17 protein-coding genes are annotated in these 22,136 nt (G+C 38.5%); all 17 read right to left on the bottom strand.

Annotation, left to right across the window (positions count from 1 at the left end; all coding sequences use genetic code 11):
* Nucleotides 1-5: 5 nt before the first annotated feature.
* The gene (spoIIGA, locus tag MKZ18_RS15700) at nucleotides 6-926 is read right to left on the bottom strand and encodes a sigma-E processing peptidase SpoIIGA (protein WP_025908845.1); all 921 of its coding nucleotides are present in this window, start codon (nucleotides 924-926) and stop codon (nucleotides 6-8) included.
* Nucleotides 927-1,129: 203 nt separating this feature from the next.
* Nucleotides 1,130-2,287 carry a cell division protein FtsZ gene (ftsZ, locus tag MKZ18_RS15705; protein ID WP_025908844.1) on the bottom strand — a complete coding sequence of 386 codons (1,158 nt, stop codon included), beginning with the start codon at nucleotides 2,285-2,287 and terminating at the stop codon, nucleotides 1,130-1,132.
* A gap of 41 nt (nucleotides 2,288-2,328) precedes the next feature.
* On the bottom strand, nucleotides 2,329-3,633 hold the full coding sequence (gene ftsA, locus MKZ18_RS15710) for a cell division protein FtsA (RefSeq protein ID WP_025908843.1): 1,305 nt from the start codon (nucleotides 3,631-3,633) through the stop codon (nucleotides 2,329-2,331).
* 377 nt (nucleotides 3,634-4,010) lie between these two features.
* Nucleotides 4,011-4,784: a cell division protein FtsQ/DivIB gene (locus MKZ18_RS15715; RefSeq protein ID WP_061784805.1), complete on the bottom strand. Its 774-nt coding sequence runs from the start codon at nucleotides 4,782-4,784 to the stop codon at nucleotides 4,011-4,013.
* Between the two features lie 131 nt (nucleotides 4,785-4,915).
* A complete protein-coding gene (gene murB, locus MKZ18_RS15720) occupies nucleotides 4,916-5,821 on the bottom strand; it encodes a UDP-N-acetylmuramate dehydrogenase (protein WP_025908841.1) in 906 nt (301 codons plus the stop codon).
* Between the two features lie 381 nt (nucleotides 5,822-6,202).
* Nucleotides 6,203-7,309, bottom strand: a complete 1,107-nt coding sequence (spoVE, locus tag MKZ18_RS15725) for a stage V sporulation protein E (protein WP_061784804.1) — start codon at nucleotides 7,307-7,309, stop codon at nucleotides 6,203-6,205.
* Between the two features lie 54 nt (nucleotides 7,310-7,363).
* Nucleotides 7,364-8,713: a UDP-N-acetylmuramoyl-L-alanine--D-glutamate ligase gene (murD, locus tag MKZ18_RS15730; protein ID WP_061784803.1), complete on the bottom strand. Its 1,350-nt coding sequence runs from the start codon at nucleotides 8,711-8,713 to the stop codon at nucleotides 7,364-7,366.
* Entirely contained in the window at nucleotides 8,714-9,688 is a 975-nt protein-coding gene (mraY, locus tag MKZ18_RS15735) for a phospho-N-acetylmuramoyl-pentapeptide-transferase (RefSeq protein ID WP_340842325.1), read from the bottom strand.
* A 58-nt stretch (nucleotides 9,689-9,746) separates the two neighbouring features.
* The gene (locus MKZ18_RS15740; protein ID WP_061784802.1) at nucleotides 9,747-11,216 is read right to left on the bottom strand and encodes a UDP-N-acetylmuramoyl-L-alanyl-D-glutamate--2,6-diaminopimelate ligase; all 1,470 of its coding nucleotides are present in this window, start codon (nucleotides 11,214-11,216) and stop codon (nucleotides 9,747-9,749) included.
* Between the two features lie 230 nt (nucleotides 11,217-11,446).
* Nucleotides 11,447-13,363: a stage V sporulation protein D gene (locus MKZ18_RS15745; RefSeq protein ID WP_061784801.1), complete on the bottom strand. Its 1,917-nt coding sequence runs from the start codon at nucleotides 13,361-13,363 to the stop codon at nucleotides 11,447-11,449.
* Nucleotides 13,364-13,431: 68 nt separating this feature from the next.
* A complete protein-coding gene (locus MKZ18_RS15750) occupies nucleotides 13,432-15,708 on the bottom strand; it encodes a penicillin-binding protein (RefSeq protein ID WP_061784800.1) in 2,277 nt (758 codons plus the stop codon).
* A 4-nt stretch (nucleotides 15,709-15,712) separates the two neighbouring features.
* On the bottom strand, nucleotides 15,713-16,072 hold the full coding sequence (gene ftsL / locus MKZ18_RS15755) for a cell division protein FtsL (RefSeq protein ID WP_025908834.1): 360 nt from the start codon (nucleotides 16,070-16,072) through the stop codon (nucleotides 15,713-15,715).
* 36 nt (nucleotides 16,073-16,108) lie between these two features.
* Nucleotides 16,109-17,044 (bottom strand): 16S rRNA (cytosine(1402)-N(4))-methyltransferase RsmH, encoded by a 936-nt coding sequence (rsmH, locus tag MKZ18_RS15760; RefSeq protein WP_025908833.1) that lies wholly within the window; start codon nucleotides 17,042-17,044, stop codon nucleotides 16,109-16,111.
* Nucleotides 17,045-17,376: 332 nt separating this feature from the next.
* Nucleotides 17,377-18,999, bottom strand: a complete 1,623-nt coding sequence (gene bshC, locus MKZ18_RS15765) for a bacillithiol biosynthesis cysteine-adding enzyme BshC (protein ID WP_061784799.1) — start codon at nucleotides 18,997-18,999, stop codon at nucleotides 17,377-17,379.
* An 88-nt stretch (nucleotides 19,000-19,087) separates the two neighbouring features.
* Nucleotides 19,088-19,411 (bottom strand): DUF3397 family protein, encoded by a 324-nt coding sequence (locus MKZ18_RS15770; RefSeq protein WP_341344577.1) that lies wholly within the window; start codon nucleotides 19,409-19,411, stop codon nucleotides 19,088-19,090.
* 67 nt (nucleotides 19,412-19,478) lie between these two features.
* Entirely contained in the window at nucleotides 19,479-20,378 is a 900-nt protein-coding gene (locus MKZ18_RS15775; RefSeq protein WP_144593874.1) for a 2-dehydropantoate 2-reductase, read from the bottom strand.
* A gap of 210 nt (nucleotides 20,379-20,588) precedes the next feature.
* Entirely contained in the window at nucleotides 20,589-22,133 is a 1,545-nt protein-coding gene (locus MKZ18_RS15780; RefSeq protein ID WP_025908829.1) for an acyl-CoA carboxylase subunit beta, read from the bottom strand.
* Nucleotides 22,134-22,136 lie beyond the last annotated feature (3 nt).

Consider the following 22,136-nt stretch of genomic DNA (forward strand, 5'->3'; position numbering starts at 1 on the left):
TCAAATTAAGAAGCTGAGCTGACTTCTCCAATGACTAATAGCTTGGGATGAATAATTGATTCATATTGTCCTTCAACCGATAATGTTGTATGGCTAATTCCAACCAACACCTTTTCAACATGAATTTCTTGGGAGTTATGAACAATGGTTACATGATCTGGCTTTAGAGCCAACAATAGCTGATTAGACTGTCCGACACTTCTATACGGCACAAATCTCACCCTCGCATACCAGTCATGATCAATATCCTCATCATGCGAAAATGATTGGACATTTTTACTTAATTGAAGCAGCGAGGAAGGAAGGACTTCTTCAAGTAAGGATGCTGCAACAATCATAACAGGTGTTTTCGTTAATGGATCAACAAGCTGGTTACCGCTATCAATAAGACCTTTTGTATGAATTTCTACACCGTTTAAACTAATCTTCACATCCGCTAGCTGATCAAACGTAATGTTTTTCATCTTCATATCTTCAACTCTAGCCTTTGAGAAGTAGGCTAGAATAGGGAAGCCTAAGCATACGAATAACCAGCTGATAGGGTCTCCAAACTGTGGCTGTGTACTCACCATTTCATCTACCAGCAAATATTGTTGATCAAACAAAAAATGAATTCCTACTAACCCACCACCTACGACAAACGTTGAAAAATAAAATGTTAATAAGTTTTCAATAAAAAAGCGAAGACGCTTATACCCAAAAGCTACTAACACCATAATGAGGGAGAACAGAATTTTAACTGCGGGATGCAGCATAATATCAGAAAATTGAGTAAACATAAGAAGTACAATTAAAGAGCCAATAAATCCCCCTAAGCACAGTCGCCACCATTTAAACTGCCGCTTTAAAACCGTTGCGCATAAAAGCAACAAAATTGTATCTAATCCAAAATTAAGAATCCAGATTAAATCTAAATAGATTGGCACTGATTGAACCTCTCCATTCCTCTTAATCTCTTTTGTTAAAAATTAGTATAAAGCATAATCTAGTAGAAAGTCTGTCATTTCATGGGGGGAAACAAGCAGTATTTTTGAGGAAATAATCCGATATTTGTCATTCTTTATCTATTGAGCAAAGAATAAAGAAAAAAGAAAAACGCGCTGATCTCTTTTAAGATCAGCACGTTTTTTTAGCGTCTACGATTTCGGTTACGTAAGAACGTTGGAATATCTAAAGCATCATCTGATGATTGAGGCTGCGTTGGGCGAGAATATTCTTGTTGAACAGGCTCTTCACGCTTCACTTCACGCTTTGGCGGAGCCACAGGCTGTTGCTGTTGCTGCACACGGTTAGCTGTTAAAGATGGTCGTCCTGGCTTACCTTGAGACAGGTCTTGATCACTAAAGCCTGTTGCAATAACAGTAACAACAATTTCGTCTTTCAGGTTTTCATTGATAACAGAACCGAAAATCATGTTTACTTCTTGGTCTGATGCAGAAGCAACAATGTCAGCCGCCTCTTGAACTTCATAAAGGCTTAAGTTTGTTCCACCTGTAATGTTCATCAGTACACCTTGAGCACCGTCAATAGACGTTTCAAGTAATGGACTTGAAATAGCTTTTTTGGCTGCCTCAGCCGCACGATTTTCACCTGTTGCAATACCGATTCCCATTAAAGCAGAACCCTTGTTAGACATAATTGTTTTTACATCAGCAAAGTCTAAGTTAATAAGTCCAGGTACCGCGATTAAATCAGAGATACCTTGTACACCTTGACGTAGCACATTATCTGCTTCACGGAATGCTTCCAGCATTGGCGTGTTTTTATCTACAATCTCTAATAAGCGATCGTTTGGAATAACGATTAGCGTATCGACAGCTTCTTTCATAGAAGCGATACCACCAGCTGCTTGCGTAGAACGTTTACGCCCCTCAAATGTGAACGGACGTGTGACAACGCCTACTGTTAAAGCGCCGAGTTCTCTTGCGATTTGAGCAATAACAGGAGCAGCACCAGTTCCTGTTCCACCACCCATACCTGCAGTAACGAACACCATATCTGCACCTTTTAAAGCTTCTTGAATTTGTTCTTTACTTTCTTCCGCTGCTTTTTTTCCTACTTCCGGATTGGCTCCAGCACCAAGACCGCGAGTAAGCTTAGCGCCGATTTGCATTTTTGTTTCTGCTTTTGATAAATTTAACGCTTGGGCATCTGTGTTAACCGCAATAAACTCTACGCCTTGAACACCGTGTTCAATCATACGGTTTACTGCGTTGTTACCGCCGCCCCCTACACCGATTACTTTTATCGTTGCTAATTGGTCTACACTTGTATCAAACTCCAACATGATAGTTCCTCCTAATTCATCGAAATTACCAATCCGTAACGTTAATCAAAGAAGTATCCAAAAAACTTCTTCATTAAATTTTGGTCATTTTTCTTTTTTGGCTTCTCATTTGACTGCTGTGGCTGCGCTTGTTGCTGCTGAGGTTTCGCTGCTGGAACAAACTCTTCCTCAAATACTTGCTCTTCCACAACTGGGGCTCCAATTTCACGCCCTTGAATTTTTGCATTTTTATAAGCGAACTTAATGAGACCTACACCCGTTGTGTAATGCGGCTCACGAACTCCAATATAATCAGGTACAGCAATGCGCACATTGTTTTTTAACACAACTTGTGCTAGCTCTAAAATGCCTGGCATTGCTACAACACCACCTGTTAGAACAAAACCACCAGGAATATCTTTGTATCCTAAACGGTTCACTTCCTGCGTTATCATCTCAAAGATCTCTTCTAATCTAGCTTCAATAATATCAGAGATTTCGAGTTGATTAAACTGCTGGTGCTGATCGCTACCAATAATAGGTACGCTAAATACCTCTTCTTCTGATGCATGGTCATAGAAAGCATGTCCATGCTTAATTTTAATAGCTTCTGCATCTTCTGTTGATGTTCGAAGCCCAATTGATAAGTCTTTTGTAATATGTTCTCCACCAATTGCTACTACGGTCGTCACTTTTAAATGCCCTTGATCGAAGATAGCAATAGTAGTAGAGCCTCCGCCGATATCAACCAGTGCAACTCCTAGGTTTTTTTCATCGCGAGACAAAGCAATTGAACCAGAGGCAAGTGGCTGTAAGCAAATATCACTGATTTCTAAACCGGCTCTCTCTACACAGCGTAATAAGTTATGTAACACCGTTCTAGACCCCGTAATAATTGTGCCTTCCATTTCTAAGCGTACGCCAATCATCCCACGAGGATCATTAATTCCCTCTAATCCATCTACGATAAACTGCTTCGGAATAACATCAATGATTTCACGATCAGGTGGAATGGACATAACTTGTGCTGCATCAATTACTCGGTGAATATCTTCATTAGCAATTTCACGATTTTCACTTGATACCGCCACGACACCGTGACAATCTTGTAAAAACACATGGTTCCCACTAATGCCCACGACTACCTTTTTAATTGTAATGCCAACCATTCTTTCAGCTTGTTCTATTGCTTTTCTAATTGATTGAACTGTTGCGTCTATATCAACGATAGAACCTTTTTTCAACCCGTGTGACTTTACATTCCCCACACCAATGATATTCAATGAATCGTTACTCATCTCTCCGATGATTACTTTCACACTGGATGTACCGATGTCTAAACTAACGTATATTTCATTGCTGTTCATTCTTTGGCACCTCCTTTTACATTCTACACATCTTTACTACTTTGACGTCAGAAGAACAACAAACTTTCGATTTAGCTTTTATTATATGAAAATATTCAACAAACTAAGCTTTTTCCCTTTTGTAAATTCAATTTTTTTCGACTTTTTCATGTTAGTCTTTCAATTTCATTCAATTAATTGATTCAAATACGTTTTTATACCGAACGTATATTTTTTCATAGAATAACTATTTACTATAACTATAAGTCTACACCATGAATGAAAGCTAGAAAAGCGAAATTTCAACGTTTCCCTAATTATGTTATCTTTTTTAACACATTAAGGTTATATCACGTTCTTCACTCGCTGTTACAGCCATCAAACGAAAGGGTTGACGGCTATTCATCGCTTTTCTGTTCATTTTTCTTATAGGGTGTAAAAGAGTTTCCTTCCAAATCAATTACGCCTTGTTGTTCTGGCGTTAACTCTTTTACAATAGCTGGATAGTACACAATTTTTTCCGAGAAATTTTTTATCTTTGCACTCACTTCTCTACCATCGTTCATAAACACTTCAACTTGGAGAGGTTCTGCTTTAGTAGGCATATAGTAAATCTCTGAAATAGAACTTGCAAGGCTTACCGGCGTCTTGGCTAGTTCCTGTACCATCTCTTGAATAGCTTCCGGGTCATTCCATTCTACAAGCAAAGGAGCACTTGATATCATTTCGCTACTTTTGATTGCTTTAAGAACTTTTCCATTTTCATTGACGGGGAAATATGTACCGTTTGAAAATACGTATGCTGTGCGCTCGTATTCTTTCACTTTAATTGTTACCTTATTAGGAAAGCTTTTAATAATCGTCGCTGTTTGAATTTCAGGATGCTTTTCTACCAGCTCGCTTACCTGATCTTTATCGACTTCCCAATAGCTTGTTTTATTTGTTAGGTTGCTTGCTTTTATAACATCCTTACTACCCACATATTCGTTCCCTATAACTTCAATTTTTGAAATATTACTTAGGGATGATTGCGAATATACAATGAATAGAATAAGGATGAAAAAGAGTGATAAATAAAAGATAAGCCGCCTATTTGTTTTATGCTTACGCTGCTCTTTGAGCTTAGGCACGCGATCTTCAAGAACAATTAACTTGCTTTTATCTTTATCCATTTTGTTTCACCCTTACCCTGTTGAGAAAGCGCCCTGCTTTCCCTCACTCATTTTCCCATTTTCTTGTTAGAATACCTTGATTATAGCATAGAATCAAGGTCCATCCCCTTAGTTTTTGCATCGTTTTGTTATTAACGACCTATTATTTCTACTTCTGTATGCATGTCAATGTCAAAGCGTTCTTTGATTGTTTTTTTTACATGATCAATCAATGCCAAGACATCGCTTGCCGTGCCGTTACCCGTATTTACAATGAAGTTACCGTGCATTTCACTAATTTGGGCTCCACCAATTGAATAACCTTTTAAGCCAGACTTCTCAATTAGATCTCCCGCATAGTTTGGTAGTGGGTTTCTGAAAATACTACCTGCACAAGGGAAGTTCCAAGGCTGTGTTTCACGACGATAATCTTTGTTCTTTTGCATAACTCCTACGATTTCATCGCGAGTTCCTTTCTTTAGCTGTAGAACTGCCTGCACGCAAACCCCTGGGCGCTCTTTTTGTAAAATTGAGTTGCGATAAGAAAACTTCATCTCTTTATTTGAAAGCCATTCTAACGTTCCGTCTTCAAATAAAATATACGCTTTTTCTAGTATTTGTGACATATCAGAACCGTGAGCACCTGCATTCATGTAGACTGCACCGCCCACTGAACCTGGAATACCACTTGAAAACTCAAGGCCTGATAAACCCTGCTTTGTAATAACAGTAGCAAGTTTAATGCTAGGGTAGCCTCCTCCTACTGTAACGCGCTCTCCGTCAATTTGTAAATCATCAAGTCCTGCTCCTAACTTAATGACAACACCTTCAATTCCTTTATCCGATACCAATAGGTTAGAGCCGCGTCCAATAGCTCTCCACTTCACGTTATGTTTACGAATAATGTCCATTGCTATTTTTAGATTTTCTACAGAGCTTGGTTCCAAAAGTACATCGGCAGGTCCACCAATCTTCATTGTTGTATGTTTGGACAACGGTTCATTTTCACGAACTCTTCCAATATTTAATTCCATTAATTCTTTTACTAAAGCTTCCATAAGAACCTCCTACTAACCATTTTTACTGTTGTCATCCATCATTACATTTATTTATCGTATGACATTCACCTAAAGAATGTACGTCTATTTTAGATTTTAGTGAAGCTTTCAATATTATTTTATCAATTGTTTTAATATATTTCATGCAATAACCTATGTAAACAGGATTTGCTAGCTTATTATAAAAAAATACTCAATCTTTCACATCATATCATAGTTGACAGTAGATTTGGTTATGACAACATTACATTTTTAAAACATTTCATTCAAAAATATCATACACCTGTAAAGAAACAAAATAAACCGCCAATTAACACCTATTTTTCATAGGTTTCATTGACGGTTTATCATTAGGTTTATCGTTAAGTTAATATGGTATCTTTAATAGCGAGAGTAGCGACTAACATTCAGCAATACTCCTACTGCAGCAAGCATTAAAGTCAGTGAAGAACCTCCATAACTTAGAAACGGCAGTGTAATACCGGTAACTGGCATCAATCCAGTTACTACTCCAATATTAATCATAACCTGAATGGCAATCATTGAAATAATCCCAAGTGCTAAGAAACTACCGTATAGATCGGGCGCACCTAGCGCTACTCGTATACCACGCCATAATAACAAGCTAAATAGTACTAAAACCAATGAGCCTCCGATAAAACCAAGCTCTTCTGACAGAATTGCAAAGATAAAATCTGTCTGAGGCTCTGGTAAGTAGAAAAACTTCTGCCGGCTTTGCCCCAACCCTAATCCTAAAAGTCCTCCTGGCCCAATTGCATATAAGGACTGAATAATTTGAAAGCCGCTTCCTAACGGATCTTCCCATGGATCTAAAAACGAAGTGATTCGTTTAATTCGATAAGGAGCAGATAATACAAGTACAACAAATCCTCCTATGCCAAGTAAACCCAGGCCTACAAAGTGACTAATACGAGCCCCTGAGACAAAAATCATAACGATACATGTTCCCACTAGTACTGTTCCTGTTCCTAAATCTGGCTGAAGCATAATGATACCAAAAGCCAGGAACACAAAAGATAAAGCTGGTACCATCCCTTTTTTAAAGGATGTTATGTTCTTTTGATTTTCCGATAAATATTTGGCTAAAAAGGTAATCATTGCAAATTTCATAAATTCCGAGGGCTGAATTGAAAAAGCGCCTACCCCAATCCAACTTTGAGAACCGTTCCTTACCAAACCTACACCCGGAATTAAAACCAATATTAATAGTACAAAACAAATAATGACAAGCGTTTTGGACCACGTTCGCCATGTCCAATAGTCAATGTTCATAATGACAAACATAGCGCATATACCTAACCCAGCAAATAAAAGCTGACGCTTGGCAAAAAAGAATGAATCCTCAAACTTATATGTAGCCCATACTGCGCTTGCACTGTAAACCATAATAAGCCCAATCGTTAAAAGTGATAGTGTAACGATTATAAGAAAAAAATCTGGCGTAGACCTTTTCGTCGACAATGTCATGCACCTCGAAACAATAGATTAGGGCTCTTGTTTTCTAGGTGTCTAGACAAGCCCTTATTTCAGTTTATGCACAGACTTGATAAACATGTCTCCACGTTCTTCAAAAGTTTTGAACTGATCCCAGCTTGCACAAGCCGGAGATAATAGTACAACATCATCTTCTTCTGAACAGTCATATGCTTCAATTACTGCTTGTTTAACATTATCGACACGTTTAACCACTTGTATTCCTGCTTCTTTTGCGACGCGCTCAATTTTTGGTGCGGTTTCACCAAATGTAATGACAGCTTTCACATGTTCCAAGGATGGTTTTAATTCATCGAATTCATTACCTCGGTCCAATCCACCGGCTAATAAAATGGTCGGCTGTGTAAAAGCAGACAGCGCTACTGTTGTTGCCAATATATTGGTAGCTTTAGAGTCGTTGTAGAATTTACGCTTGTTAATGGTTGTCACATACTGAACGCGATGTTTAACGCCTGCAAACGTTGTAAGCACTCGATATATCGCTTCGTTTGAACAACCCAACAGCTTAACGACCGCAATTGCAGCTAAAATATTTTCTAAATTATGCTTACCTGGTAAAACAACATCTTTTACATTCATAACCGCTTCGTTACAGAAATATAGCTGGTTGTTTAGCAGGTATGCACCATCTTTTACTTCTTCTTTAACAGAAAACGGCACAATTTGTGCAGCAATACCTTCGCTTACTTTCCTCACTTCTGCATCATCCATGTTAACCACAGCAAAATCATCTTGTGTTTGATTTTTAAAGATATTGGCTTTCGCTTGCGCATACTCTTCCTTCGTACCGTGATAATCTAAGTGCGCTTCAAATAGGTTCAAAAATAAAGAAATCTTGGGTTTAAAAGTTTCAATGCCCATCAATTGAAATGAAGAAAGTTCCGTTACAATAACGTTTTCTGACTTTGCTTCCTGCGCCACTTCACAAGCCACTGTACCAATATTACCTGCAATTAGCGGGTTTTTACGATCTTCTTCTAGCATTTTATAAATTAACGTAGTGGTTGTTGTTTTTCCGTTACTCCCCGTAATCCCTATGAAAGGCGCTTCGCTAACTTGATATGCTAGTTCTACTTCAGTAATAATTGAGAGCTTGCGCTTTAATGCTTCCTGAAGAAGAGGGTTAGAATACGGAATCCCTGGGTTTTTTATAATTACATCCACACCATCAAGTAGCTCTAATGGGTGATGACCACAAATCACCTTAATGCCAATAGCTTCAAGTTCCTGAGCTGCATCATTTTCATCATATGGTTTCTGATCGTTCACAACCACTTTCGCCCCTAGACTCTTTACAAGTTTTGCTGCTGCTAAACCACTTTTTGCAAGCCCTAAAATAAGTACTTGTTTATTTTGATAACCATCAATTGTTTTCACTTATATCCACACCTCAATGTAAATTCCAAGCATTGCAAACAATAATCCTACAGCCCAAAATGTCATAACGACGCGCCACTCGGACCAACCGCTTAGCTCATAGTGATGATGTAATGGACTCATTTTGAAAACGCGTCTGCCCGTTGTTTTAAATGATGCTACCTGAATCATAACGGATAACGTCTCGATAACAAAAACACCGCCAATGATAACAAGTAAAAATTCCATTTTCATTAAAATTGCAATCGTTGCAATAGCTCCACCTAAAGCTAGTGAGCCTGTGTCTCCCATGAACACTTTTGCTGGATATGCGTTAAATACTAAAAAGCCTAAAACTGCGCCTACAATAGCGACTGAAAAAATAGAAATCTCCAATTGACCTGCATTCCATGCTAAAACAGCAAAGGCACCAAAGGAAATCGCGCTTGTACCTGATACTAAACCGTCTAGACCATCTGTTAAGTTTACTGCGTTTGAGAAGCCGACCAACCAGATAATTAAGAAGATAACATAAAACCACCCAAGATCAATTGGCGTTGGAATTCCCGGAATCGTTACTTCAGTTGAAAATTCAAATTGTCTAGCGATGAAATAAAAAATAATCGCAATAACCACTTGCCCTAAAAACTTTTGCTTTGATGTTAGACCTAAATTTCGCTTTAATACCACTTTAATAAAATCATCTAAAAACCCTAACAATCCAAAACCAATTGTTACAAATAACAGCAGGAACGTACGATACGTTACCTCTGCATATTGATTAGCCATGATTAGCGTTGCCACAATGATTGATAGTAAAATCATGATCCCGCCCATTGTAGGCGTTCCTGATTTTTTCTGGTGTGATTTTGGTCCTTCATCGCGAATACTTTGACCAAACTTTAATCTTCGTAAAAACGGAATGAATACCGGCGACAATAAAACCGTAATGAGGAAGGCTAAGCCGATGGTTAATAAAATAGCTGGCTCTAGCATGTCATTCCCTCCTCATTTAATGTATTGATGTTTCCTAGTTTTTGTTTCAAACAATTCATTACAAATTTCGCTCCCTAATCATTTTACGTGCTACTTCACGATCATCAAAATCCAGAACTTGATTACCAACAATTTGATAAGTCTCATGCCCTTTTCCTGCAATGACAATAACATCATCTTTCTGAGCTTTTGATACCGCAAATTTGATGGCTTCTGCTCGGTCAACAATCGTAACGAAATTATCTGTTTTAATCCCTTGTTCCATATCATGTAAAATGGCTTCTGGATCTTCACTTCTTGGGTTATCAGATGTTAAGATAGCCTCCGTACTGTAAGAAGCTGCAATGTTCGCCATAATTGGACGCTTTGTGCGATCACGATCTCCACCGCATCCAACAATAGTATAGATATTATTTGTTGCAAATTGCTTTACCGTTTGCAACACATTTTCCAAGCTATCTGGTGTATGTGCGTAATCAACAATGACCGTAAAATCTTGGTTTTCATTTACTAACTCGAAACGACCAGAGACTCCTTGTAATTTCGTTATTTCCTCGACAATAACGGACAGTGGCATATCCGACACTAAGCAAGCTGCAGTTGCTGCTAGTACGTTATATACGCTAAATTTCCCAACAAGCTGCATCGTTACTTCCACGCTCTCCATAGGAGTTACAAGCGTAAACGTTGTACCACCGTTTGTCATTTTAATATTTTTTGCACGTATATCACTTTCATTATCAATGCCATATGTAATGACTGTAGCTGCCGTGCTGCGAATATATTCTTCTGATGCTTTATCATCCGCGTTTAAAATCGCAAACTTAGGGCGCTTGTCGCTATAATAAGCATTGCCTAATTGAGCAAATAATAGCCCTTTCGCTCGACGATAATCATCCATTGTCTCATGATAATCTAGGTGATCTTGAGTCAGATTTGTAAACACAGCGACATCAAAGTCACATCCGTGCACTCTCCCCATATCAAGCGCGTGTGAAGATACTTCCATCATTGCTACTTCAACATCTTCTTCTACCATTTGTCCAAATGTTTTTTGTAAAGTTAGTGATTCTGGCGTGGTATTTTTCACGTCATACGACTGATCGCCAATACGGATTTCAATTGTACCAATGAGCCCTGTTTTCTTTTGCTGCGCTTTAAACATATGTTCGATCAAATGTGTAGTGGTTGTTTTACCATTTGTTCCCGTTACGCCAATTAAACGTAATTTTTGCGTTGGATGGCCATAAAACGCATCTGCTAACACAGCCATTGCTCTTTTGGTACTCTTGACTAAGATAACAGGTACGTCCACATCAAGCGGACGTTCCGCTAGAATAGCCACGGCACCTTTTTCGACAGCTGTTTGCGCAAAATCGTGTCCATCAACCGTATAACCGTTTACGCAAATAAACAGTGCTCTCGGCTTTACTTCTCTTGAATCCATTTCAATTGAAGTAATTTCAATGTTTTTTTCAGGAATTTGCACGAAGTCATGTAAATGTCCTAATAGCTTTCTTAAATCCATTGTTACCATGTCCTCTCTATGTGTAAAGCGAAATATCACCTTGAACATTTTACAGAAAAAGAAGCCACGAGGGAACTCCCTCAAGGCTTAATTGTCTCAAACATACAAGTAGATAGTTCCACTTATAGTGAATAAAACGAATAGAATAAAAGAGTTGGGTCATGCCATTACTTATTCTATAAAATGAAACATCTTCTATTGTACCACGTAATCACTCATATATATATGACTTAATTACTCATGTATACTCGAATTGTTTCGCCTTCTTTCACCTTCGTTCCAGCCTCCGGTGATTGTTTAATGACCTTTTCCCCTGAACCACTCACATCTAATTTTAAATTAACTAACTGCTCTTGTAACTCTTTTTTTGATAACCCTACAAAATTTGGTACTTTTATCATTGGTGTATCCAGCCACGTCAATTCCTTTTCAATTTGGCCTGTACGAGGTTGTACACCTAACACTGGCAAGCTATCTTCCATAATCTTTCCTACGATTGGTGCAGCAACGACTCCACCAAATTGAGTAGTGCCTTTTGGATTATCTACCGCTACATATACCACTAGTTCGGGATCATCGGCGGGAGCAAATCCAATAAATGAAACAATATGATTATTTTCTAAATACTTTCCATCTTTTGCTTTTTGAGCTGTTCCCGTCTTACCACCGACTCTGTATCCTTCTACAAACGCATTTTTACCTGACCCTTGAGCAACGACGCTCTCAAGAGCAAATCGAACTTGTTTTGATGTTTCTTCAGAAATAACTTTGCGCTTCGCTTCAGGTTCATTTTTCCGAACAACATTTCCGGTTTTGGGATCAACCCATTCCCTAGCAATATAAGGCGTATACAAGGTCCCACCATTTACAGCTGCTGCTACGGCAGCAACTTGTTGAATAGGCGTAACAGCCACCCCTTGACCAAAAGCAGTAGTTGCCTGTTCTACTGGACCAACACGGTCGAGCGGAAATAAAATCCCTCTTGCTTCACCCTGTAAGTCAATACCCGTTTTGTCACCAAAACCAAAGTTACGGATGTATTTAAAAAGCGTGTCTTTCCCTAAACGCTCCCCGAGTTCGACAAAACCTGGGTTACAAGAATTTTGTACAACCTCTAAGAAAGTCTGCTGTCCATGTCCTCCACGCTTCCAGCACCTTAGTTTCGCACCGCCCACTTCTGCAGCTCCATCATCATAAAATTGGTCCTTCAATAAATCAACCTTCTTTTCTTCTAAAGAAGCTGCTAGAGTGATGATTTTAAAAGTGGAACCAGGTTCATACGCACTCCATATCGGAAGGTTACGGTTATAAACATCTGGGTCAACCGTTTGGAAATCAGCAGGGTCAAATGTTGGCCTACTTGACATTCCTAAAATTTCACCCGTTTTAGGATTCATTGCAATAGCAATCATCCCATCTGGGTTATAGGTAGTTTGTGCATTATCGAGCTCTCGCTCAATAATTGTATTTACTCTAGAATCAATGGTTAACCTTAAATCCAGTCCATCAACCGGCTCTGTGTAATCATCTGCAATATTGGGCATTTTCTTTCCTTTTGCATCTGAATAGAGCTTAACTGAACCTTGTTCACCTTTTAACTCCTTATCATAGTAAAGTTCCAAGCCCATTAAACCTTGGTTATCAACTCCCGCAAATCCTAACACATGCGAGAGATAGCTACCGAATGGATAATGGCGCTTAGAATCTTCTGCAATATACACACCTTTTAGATTCAAATTTCTCACTTCATTTGCTTTAGCATGTGAGATTTTACGGCCTTCGGGGCGTAGATAGACGCTAGAAGCGGACTTGGTAATTTGTTCATATACTTTTTCTTTCGTTGTATTTAACACTTTTGCCAGCTGTTCAGCTGTATTTGCCGGATCTTCAACTTGCCTTGGCATAATTAAAACCGTCGGAGCGCTTTTATTCGTAGCTAGTGGTACATCGTTACGATCTAGGATTTTCCCTCTCTCTGGTTCAAAAGGGATATTTCTGCTCCAAAGCCCCTTAGCTTTTTCTGTGAGCGCATCGCCCATGAAAAGTTGTACATACCCAAGCCTTGTGTCAATAATTAAAAAAATTAAAAAACCCGCAATTAAAACTGCTGCTAATCGTTTGCGAACAGTTACTCCTGATACCCGCATATAATAGAACCTCCTCTGAATCGGCTCGTTCCAATATATGCTTGTACACTATTCGATAGAACGTATTTCTAATCAGTTGGTTCAGTTGGTTTTTCGTCTGAACTATCTTGCTCTTCTTTACTTTGAACCTCTTCTTCTTTCTGCTTTACTTCTACAGCTTCCGAAAGGGATTCGGGAGGTTCAAGCTCTACCACTAAATAGCTACCTTCTTTAACAGCTTTACCAGGTTTAATACTTTGAGTCACAACAAAGCCACTGTCTAATGCACTAACTTTTATATTCATAAACTCAGTAAATCGGATCACATCGCGGTGAGACCATCCGGTTATATCGGGCATCGTTGGTGTACCTTTTGTTTGTAAAAATACCTTTTCTCCGCTAATAACGGTGTGAGCTGCTTTAGGAAATTGGTCATCGATGCTTTTGCCTTCTCCAACAATGACAGGCGTTAATCCTTTTGCTTCTAATTCTTTCTTGACGTCACCTACTGATTTACCTTCATAACTATCAAGTTTAATTTCAGAAGATGTGCTTTTTTGCTTCTGCTTTTCTTCATCTGTTTCTTTAGGCTTAACTCCTAACGCTTGTAAGCTATTTTTCATAACCGGATTAAAAATCATCGAAAGCGGAGCTGAACCTGACTCTTGAGGAGTTAGTTTTGGATTTTGGACCGCTACATAAACCACTAGCTCGGGGTCTTTCGCTGGTGCAAACCCCATGAATGAGAATAGGTTTTTACCATGTCCATGCAAATATCCTCCTCCGTTCGGATTTGGTATTTGAGCCGTTCCCGTTTTGCCAGCCACGTCATAGCCTTCAATAGCATACGCTTTTCCAGTACCATCATCCTCAGATACAACACTTTCAAGGATATCAAGTACTTCATTGGCTGTTTTTTTTGAAATAGGTTTCCCTACCACTTCTGGCTTCGTTTCTTTTTTCACCTTGTTCGTTGTACCATCTACAACTTTTTCAATGACGTAAGGCTTCATCATTTTACCATCGTTTGCAATGGCAGTAGCAGCTTGAATTTGCTGAATTGGAGTGAATGCTGACCCCTGACCAAATGCAGTCGTCACTCGATCCCTTGGATATTTAGAAATCAGTTTACTAGAAGCTTCTCCAGGCAAGTCGATTCCCGTTTTTTTCATAAATCCGAAATCCTCTAAGTAATTAAAGAGCCTTTCTGTCCCAAGCTTTTCGTTGGCTAGAATCGCAATGGCAACGTTTGACGAACGTCGAATGCCTTCGTCAAACGTAATGGGTCCCCATCCGTTACCACCGTTATGGTCACGAATTGGCGCATCTTTTTCGCTAACTTTGTAAGCTCCTGATTGATAAATATCCTCTCCGTTATAAACACCTTCTTCAATCGCAGCGGCGAGCGTAAAGATTTTCATTGTAGACCCAAGCTCAAAGCTGTCTTCAATAATAGGGTTTCGATAATTTGTAATATCACGAACGTTTGGGTTAAACGTTGGTCGCGTAGACATTGCTAGAATCTCGCCCGTTTTTGGATTTGCAACTACAGCCATAATGTTATCTGGATCGTATTCCTTTTGAGCGTTTGTCAAAGCATCTTCTACAAACGTTTGAATTTTTTCATCAAGGGTTAAGTAAATATTGTCACCGTTTTTTGGAGGGACAATTGATTCTTTTGGATCTGGAAGCTTAATTCCATTTTGACCAGCTTGATAGAATACTTTTCCATCTTCTTCTGTTAGCTGCTTATCATAGACTTGTTCTATCCCCATTTTCCCAACGATTTTTCCTTCATCATTCTTTTGTGCGTATCCTAAAATGTGAGAGGCAAACACTCCGTTTGGATAAAAACGCTTCGCATCTCGCAAGAACGTAATACCAGGTAACTTAAGCTTTTCAATCTTTTGCTTAGTCGTATTGTTAATATCTCGTCCCCCGGGACCAAGTTCTACTTGAAACGAGCCTTTTTTTACACCTTTATCTAACAAACTCTGTAATTCTTCCTCTTTCATGTTGAGCAACGGCGCTAATTCTTTTGCTGTTTTTTCCGTATTTACTACGTGCTTTGGCTTGTCTTTATCTTTTGTTTGGTCTGGGTCTAAAATTGCTACAACCGTATATGCTCCCGTGTCGTGTGCAATAGCTTCTCCGTTACGATCATAAATCGTTCCACGCTGTCCTTCAATGGTTGTTTCTCTCGTATATTTTTTTTGTGCGATTTCGGCTAAAGCTTGGCCTTCAGCTTTTCCTGTGGCCTGTATATAAAAGAACCTTCCTGTTAATACAAAAAAGAGCAATGCAAATATTACAATTAATATTGCTGCTCCTGTACTAATATTGCTATTTTTCTTAGGCATTTTCATTGGTTCAATTTTCGACTACTTTAACGTTATTTTCGTTTAAACTTAGTCCTAGTTCTTTTGCTTTTGCCCAAATTCGCTCATACGCACTTAGCTCTGTTACCTGAAGCTTCAACTCATTGTTTTTTGTTTCTTGTTTTTGGATGTTTGATTCCAACGCCTGTACTTCTGCATTTGTACTGTAAAGCGTTGCCTGATTAGAAATCATTTGAACTGCACCAAAAAGCATAAGTGCAAGTGTACCTGTATAAACAAACTTTTCACCGACCGAAATCTTTCGTTTCGACTTTTTTACAACTTTACGAACCGGCTGCTTTTGTTGTTCATGTTGCGTGTTAGGTTTAACTTGATACGCTACATTACTCAACACAATCCCCTCCTTTTTTCTCTTTGCCTGTTACGCTTACTTTAATTTCTCAATAATTCTTAACTTCGCAGAACGAGCTCGCTTATTATCAACCACTTCCTCTTCAGAAGGCACAATTGGTTTGCGCGTAATTACCTTCATTTTCGGTTGGAATTCTTCTGGGATAACTGGTAATCCATGTGGAAGCTGTGGGACTGTGCTCGCATTTTTAAATGCTACTTTGCAAATACGATCTTCTAACGAGTGAAAAGTAATAACGCTCACTCGTCCACCAACGCTGATTACGTTCATTGCTTGTTCAACTGCATCTTCAAACACTTGAAGTTCATCGTTTACAGCAATACGAATTGCTTGGAACACACGCTTCGCTGGATGCCCACCCGTTCTACGTGCAGCAGCGGGAATACCGTCTTTGATAATGTCAACAAGTTCCAGAGTTGTTTCAATTGCCTTTTGCTCACGATATGACTCAATTTTTCTAGCAATTTGCTTGGAGAATTTCTCTTCACCATATTGAAAGAAAATCTTCACAAGCTTTTCATAAGGCCATTCATTGATGATATGATAAGCAGAAAGGCTTGAGTTCGTATCCATTCTCATATCAAGAGGGGCATCATGGTGAAAGCTAAAGCCACGCTCCGGGGTATCTAACTGTGGAGATGAAACACCTAAATCAAATAAAACCCCGTCTACTTCTGTGATTCCATGCTCTTCTAATTTTTCTTTTAAATAGCGAAAATTACTTTTTATGAGCGTTACTCGATTTAGATAAGGGGCTAATTTTCCCTTTGCATTTTCAATTGCAATGTCATCTTGATCAAATGCAATTAACCTACCTTCATCAGATAACTTCTTGACGATATATTCACTATGACCTGCTCCGCCAAGCGTACAGTCTACATAAATTCCGTCAGGCTTAATATTTAAGCCTTCTGCTGCTTCTTTTAGCAAAACAGTTGTGTGATTAAACATGTTGACACCTACTTCTTTTTAAACTACTTAATTATGTATAAACACCTTGAAATAAAGGTAAATTTTATACATTTTTAATACCATTTCATTATATATCAAATTTCAACATTTTTTCAGCTATTTATACAAGAATTAAGTAGAATTTTGTCTTTCTGTTACAAAAGGTTTTATTTTGTTAAACACGAGACATATTCCTGGCATAAAAAGTAAGGTGCTACGATGTGTTTTAGAGTTTGTAAAAAAATAACTGTTCAGGATTTGTTTGGTTGCTTTGTGTATGTACACTGTTTCTCTTTTATAAAAGAAAAATCCTGCTTTGCAGCAGGATTTTATTAGAGGTAACAGACCTTTAGATGATGATTAAATTCGACTTCCTCATTGAGTAATTGTGACACGAACTGCATGCCATATTTATTTAAATAATAAGCGACGTTCCAGATTCGTTCTTGAGGAGCTCCATTAGGACGAAGCGCACACTCAATTTTATTGTATTTCGTATGCGTTACATCATGCTTAATGAGCTGTTTAGATTCGACAATTTTTTGAACAGTCTCCATTTGCTTTTGAAGAATTGCTCGATTTTTCAATAGAACTTCTTCAAACGTTTTGTCTTCTTTTTGAACATTTTCACGAAGAGTTTTATGAATTTCTTCTATTTTTTCTTTCGCTTCATTAAAGTATCCTTCATAAGGATTACGAACTTCTGCACGTAGCCATGCTTCTCGCTCTGTAGCTACTCCTTGTACAACTGCTTTTTCTGAATTAATATTTAGTTCTTCTAAATATTTAGCAATGTTACGCTCTACTAACGTATAAGATAGGCGAGGAACAACCGGAGGCATAGTAAAGTTAAAGATATTAAACGCTTGCTGTAACTCTGCCCAATACGCTATTTCACCAGGTCCAGCAACAAAAGCTAATGTTGGAAGCAGATATTCTTGCATTAACGGACGCGTCACTACATTATTGCTTAATAAATGTGGACTTTGCTTTGCAATCTGAATGAGGTTTTCTTTTGAAAAAGACACTTCATCTTGCTTCCCTTTAAAATTCTGAGCTTCATCTCTCTCTAACAAGATACGGTTTCCCTCATGAGAATAGAAAAGATGTGCTGTTTCACTTCCAACGTCAATCACCTTTTTATAGTCATCGCTTAACTTTTTCTGCTGAGCCATAACGGACTGAGAAAGGGCTTCATTTTGCTCGATTAGCTGAATAAAGAACGAGGATTCAATTTTACGCAATTCTTCCGAAGCAGCATCCATTAAAATTAAGCCATACTCCGTAAACAACTTTGTCGTTAAATACGCAAAAAAATCGGTAAAGGTTTGAGATTGCTGAAGCGAGCATTTTAAAAAGGCCAATACTTCTTTTGTATGCTCTGTTTCACCAAACAGTTGAAACAAGCTATCAATCCACTCACTACAGGCTTCTTGGTTTATGTTAACATTGGAAACCATATCTTTGGTTTTCAGCGACTGCTTAAACGTTTTTTTAAGCATTTGCCCTTTTTCTTCCACATAAACATGATTAATTTCAGCAAAATCATGATCTTCTCCTGCAATCCAAAATACTGGTAGTACAGGTACTCCCAGCGCTTCTTCTTGCTGTTTCGCTAACAAAATGATTGAAATAACTTTATGGATTGTGTATAGAGGTCCTGTCAAAAGCCCTGCTTGCTGACCACCTACCACGACAACACTGTCTTGGTCACGAAGCTGTTCAATGTTCTCCAAGGTTTTGTTTGACGCATTTAGCTTCTTATTGAATCCCGTCAAGTACTCAACAAGCTCTTCTCTTGGATGAGTATAGCTTTTCAGATCATGTAAGCGCTCTTTATAAACATCACTTTTATGTATATTGTAATGAAAGTATGACATAGCTTGGTTGCTACCTTGTATATATTCTTCTGTTAACTTGTTCGTTGCTGATAAAGAGACATCTGTAATCTCCATGAAAGAACTTCCTTTCTATAACTAATACTTGTTCAGTTTACCTAGCTTCATTATCCATATTGTTTCTCGACACGTCTAGTAACATGCTTCATAACTTTAATAATTCAAAGATTAGGCCGCTAACAACTAATAACACATGTGAAAACAAAAAGAAAAAGAAGCTGATTCGAAACATCCCTTTTGTCATTCTTTTCAGCTGTAAGTCTTTCTTCACCTGCCAGTTTATAAGCATCACAATCATCGCCAAAACGAGCAGCACTAAAATAATCAGCCACAAAAAAGACTGGTTGAAAATTTGCTTGGCAAAGTAGTGCGTGGATACAATTAAAAAAATTGTTGAGACATATGTAGAGATGTGAACTGCTTTACGCCGATTTTTCATCACTTTTTTTGAGTAGAGTGTATAATACAAAAAAACCTACCACTGGCAGCGTGATAAACGTAGCCAAGATGCTTACAACTAAGCTCCCCATTCACGGTCACCTTCCTTCACTTTCACTATCTTCCAACCCTAATATTCCATTATATACAAAGTGGATAATAGGAGTATTAATTTGGCGCTTAGCCGCTTCTTCTAAAATATAGCCTAATATGGATTCAACTTCTGTTTTTCTTTGCTGTTGAAGATCTTTCCTCATTGATGAATGATTTTGAGCTGTTTTTTCACAAACATCTACTACTCGATTCCAATAGGCTGTTGGGTCTTTTAATCGTAACACAGCATGCAGCTCATTAAAAACGGCTTTCGCTGTTTTATAAAAATAGGAATTATGTATGATTTCACCGTTATTCACTCGGTAAAGAGCTGTTAAAGGGTTGATTACTGCATTCACAACAAGCTTTTGAATAAGCATTTCATACCAATCATTCTCCTGCATAAATGCAAACACATCAGAATGAAACCGTTGAAAGGAAATTAAATCCCCTCCTTTAAACAAAGCAACACGCGTGATGCCAACTCCTGAATGAGTCACCACATCATCTGTTTCTTTCATCGCACCATGCTCAACAACTCCTAAATAGATGGTACGCTGAGGAAGACGTTTTGCCAATGTAACATGACTCATTCCATTTTGAAGGAATAATACCGATGTATGCTTTGGAGCCTTCATTAAGTAAGGAATAATATCTTTAATGCTATATTGCTTAACTGCCACCACAATTAGTTCATAATGCACAAAGGCTTCATCAAGTCTTAAAACCTTCGCATCCACCTTTACCTTTTTCACATTTTTTTTACGCTTTAGCGTTATTCCATGTTCACGCACTTGGTCTGCTTGCTCTTTTCTTCTCGTATACAGAGTAACTTGAGCATGACCAGCCAAGTATGCGCTCACCAAAAGGCCGATTGCGCCCCCTCCAATTACTGCTATCTTCATTAGGCTTTCCTCATTCTATTAGTTTGTTTTCTTACCATATACCTAAACCATTCATGAACCATGTAAGATATTGAACACTTACCTTTACATAAGTAGCACAGATTCTATTAGTTTAGCAAACATTTTTAATCATTAAAACAACATCTCTTCACATAAAAAGCTAGGCAAGAAATACTCACCTAGCTTTTCTATACTATTCATTTTTGTTCGTTACACTGGATATACAGGGTGTTTTCTTCGAACTTCCGCTATTGTTTTTGTTTCATAATAAGCAAATCGTTCAATTAAAGTTTGGCGAAGGTCATTAGCTGGCACGATATCGTCAATAATCATCTCGGAAGCTAGCGTGTATAAATCAATATGCTCTTTGTACTCTTGTTGCTTCTGCTTAATATACAGCATTCGCTCTTTTGGATCGGTAATCTCATTAATTTTATTGGAATAAACAGCGTTAACCGCTGCTTCCGGTCCCATTACGGCAATTTGTGCTGTAGGAAGGGCAATGCAGCAATCCGGTTCAAATGCTGGCCCTGCCATAGCATATAGTCCGGCTCCATATGCTTTGCGCACCACCACAGAGATTTTTGGAACAGTCGCAGAACTCATAGCAGAAATCAGTTTTGCACCATGACGAATAATACCTGCTCTTTCCACTTTTGTTCCAATCATAAAACCTGGTACATCAGCTAAGAATAAAAGCGGAATATGGAATGCATCACATAGCTGGATAAACTTCGCCCCTTTATCAGCGGAGTCAACAAAAAGTACGCCACCTTTTATCTTTGGCTGATTTGCAATAATACCAACAACTTTGCCATCCATCCTTGCAAGGCCTGTAATGAGTTCGGGTGCAAATAACTTCTTAATTTCATAAAATGTTCCTTCATCAATTAACGTATCAATTGCATCATACATATCAAACGGAACGTTTTGGTTTTCAGGAATTAACTCTCCTAGTGTTTTGGATGTCTTAACAGGTAACTTCCCTTCAAGCACAGCTGGCTTTTCGTGAAAGCTTTGAGGAAAATAACCAAGGTACAATTTTGCTTTTGAAATTGCTTCTTCTTCAGAATAAACAAGCACGTCTCCACAACCGCTCACACTACAGTGCATGTGAGCACCACCCATCTCTTCTAACGTCACTTTTTCTCCAATAACCTTTTCAGCCATTCGTGGCGACCCTAAATACATTGAAGCGTTTCCATCAACCATAATGACGATATCACAAAACGCAGGAATGTAAGCTCCTCCTGCAGCAGAAGGACCAAATAATAAACAGATTTGCGGAACTACCCCCGACATACGCACTTGGTTATGAAAGATTTTCCCCGCCCCTCGTCGGTTCGGAAACATGTCTAATTGATCCGTAATTCGAGCTCCTGCTGAGTCAACTAAATATAGCATTGGTACCTGCAGCTTTTCAGCAGTTTCTTGAATACGAATAATCTTTTCAACTGTTCTTGCTCCCCAAGACCCTGCTTTAATTGTTGAATCGTTCGCCATTGCACATACCGTTTGACCGTTCACCTTGCCGATGGCTGTAACAACACCATCAGCTGGTAAACCTTTAGCTTGATTATTAGCAAACATCGCATCTTCTTTATACTCACCTTCATCAAACAATAAAGCCAAACGATCTCGAACAAATAGTTTATTTTGTTGCTTTAACTTTTCATGATATTTTGCGTCTCCACCTGCTCGAATTTCTTCACATTTATCTTCATAACGCTTTTGTAAATCATTTGTATGTATCATACG

Source organism: Priestia sp. FSL W8-0001, assembly GCF_038050335.1.
In the GTDB taxonomy this organism is placed as follows: domain Bacteria; phylum Bacillota; class Bacilli; order Bacillales; family Bacillaceae_H; genus Priestia; species Priestia flexa.

Bases quoted from the DNA above. Each gene is read 5' to 3' on its own strand.
- ftsZ (WP_025908844.1), bottom strand. From the start codon at position 2,287: ATGTTGGAGTTTGATACAAGTGTAGACCAATTAGCAACGATAAAAGTA.
- ftsA (WP_025908843.1), bottom strand. From the start codon at position 3,633: ATGAACAGCAATGAAATATACGTTAGTTTAGACATCGGTACATCCAGT.
- MKZ18_RS15715 (WP_061784805.1), bottom strand. From the start codon at position 4,784: ATGGATAAAGATAAAAGCAAGTTAATTGTTCTTGAAGATCGCGTGCCT.
- murB (WP_025908841.1), bottom strand. From the start codon at position 5,821: ATGGAAGCTTTAGTAAAAGAATTAATGGAATTAAATATTGGAAGAGTT.
- spoVE (WP_061784804.1), bottom strand. From the start codon at position 7,309: ATGACATTGTCGACGAAAAGGTCTACGCCAGATTTTTTTCTTATAATC.
- mraY (WP_340842325.1), bottom strand. From the start codon at position 9,688: ATGCTAGAGCCAGCTATTTTATTAACCATCGGCTTAGCCTTCCTCATT.
- MKZ18_RS15740 (WP_061784802.1), bottom strand. From the start codon at position 11,216: ATGGATTTAAGAAAGCTATTAGGACATTTACATGACTTCGTGCAAATT.
- MKZ18_RS15745 (WP_061784801.1), bottom strand. From the start codon at position 13,363: ATGCGGGTATCAGGAGTAACTGTTCGCAAACGATTAGCAGCAGTTTTA.
- MKZ18_RS15750 (WP_061784800.1), bottom strand. From the start codon at position 15,708: ATGAAAATGCCTAAGAAAAATAGCAATATTAGTACAGGAGCAGCAATA.
- rsmH (WP_025908833.1), bottom strand. From the start codon at position 17,044: ATGTTTAATCACACAACTGTTTTGCTAAAAGAAGCAGCAGAAGGCTTA.
- bshC (WP_061784799.1), bottom strand. From the start codon at position 18,999: ATGGAGATTACAGATGTCTCTTTATCAGCAACGAACAAGTTAACAGAA.
- MKZ18_RS15775 (WP_144593874.1), bottom strand. From the start codon at position 20,378: ATGAAGATAGCAGTAATTGGAGGGGGCGCAATCGGCCTTTTGGTGAGC.
- MKZ18_RS15780 (WP_025908829.1), bottom strand. From the start codon at position 22,133: ATGATACATACAAATGATTTACAAAAGCGTTATGAAGATAAATGTGAA.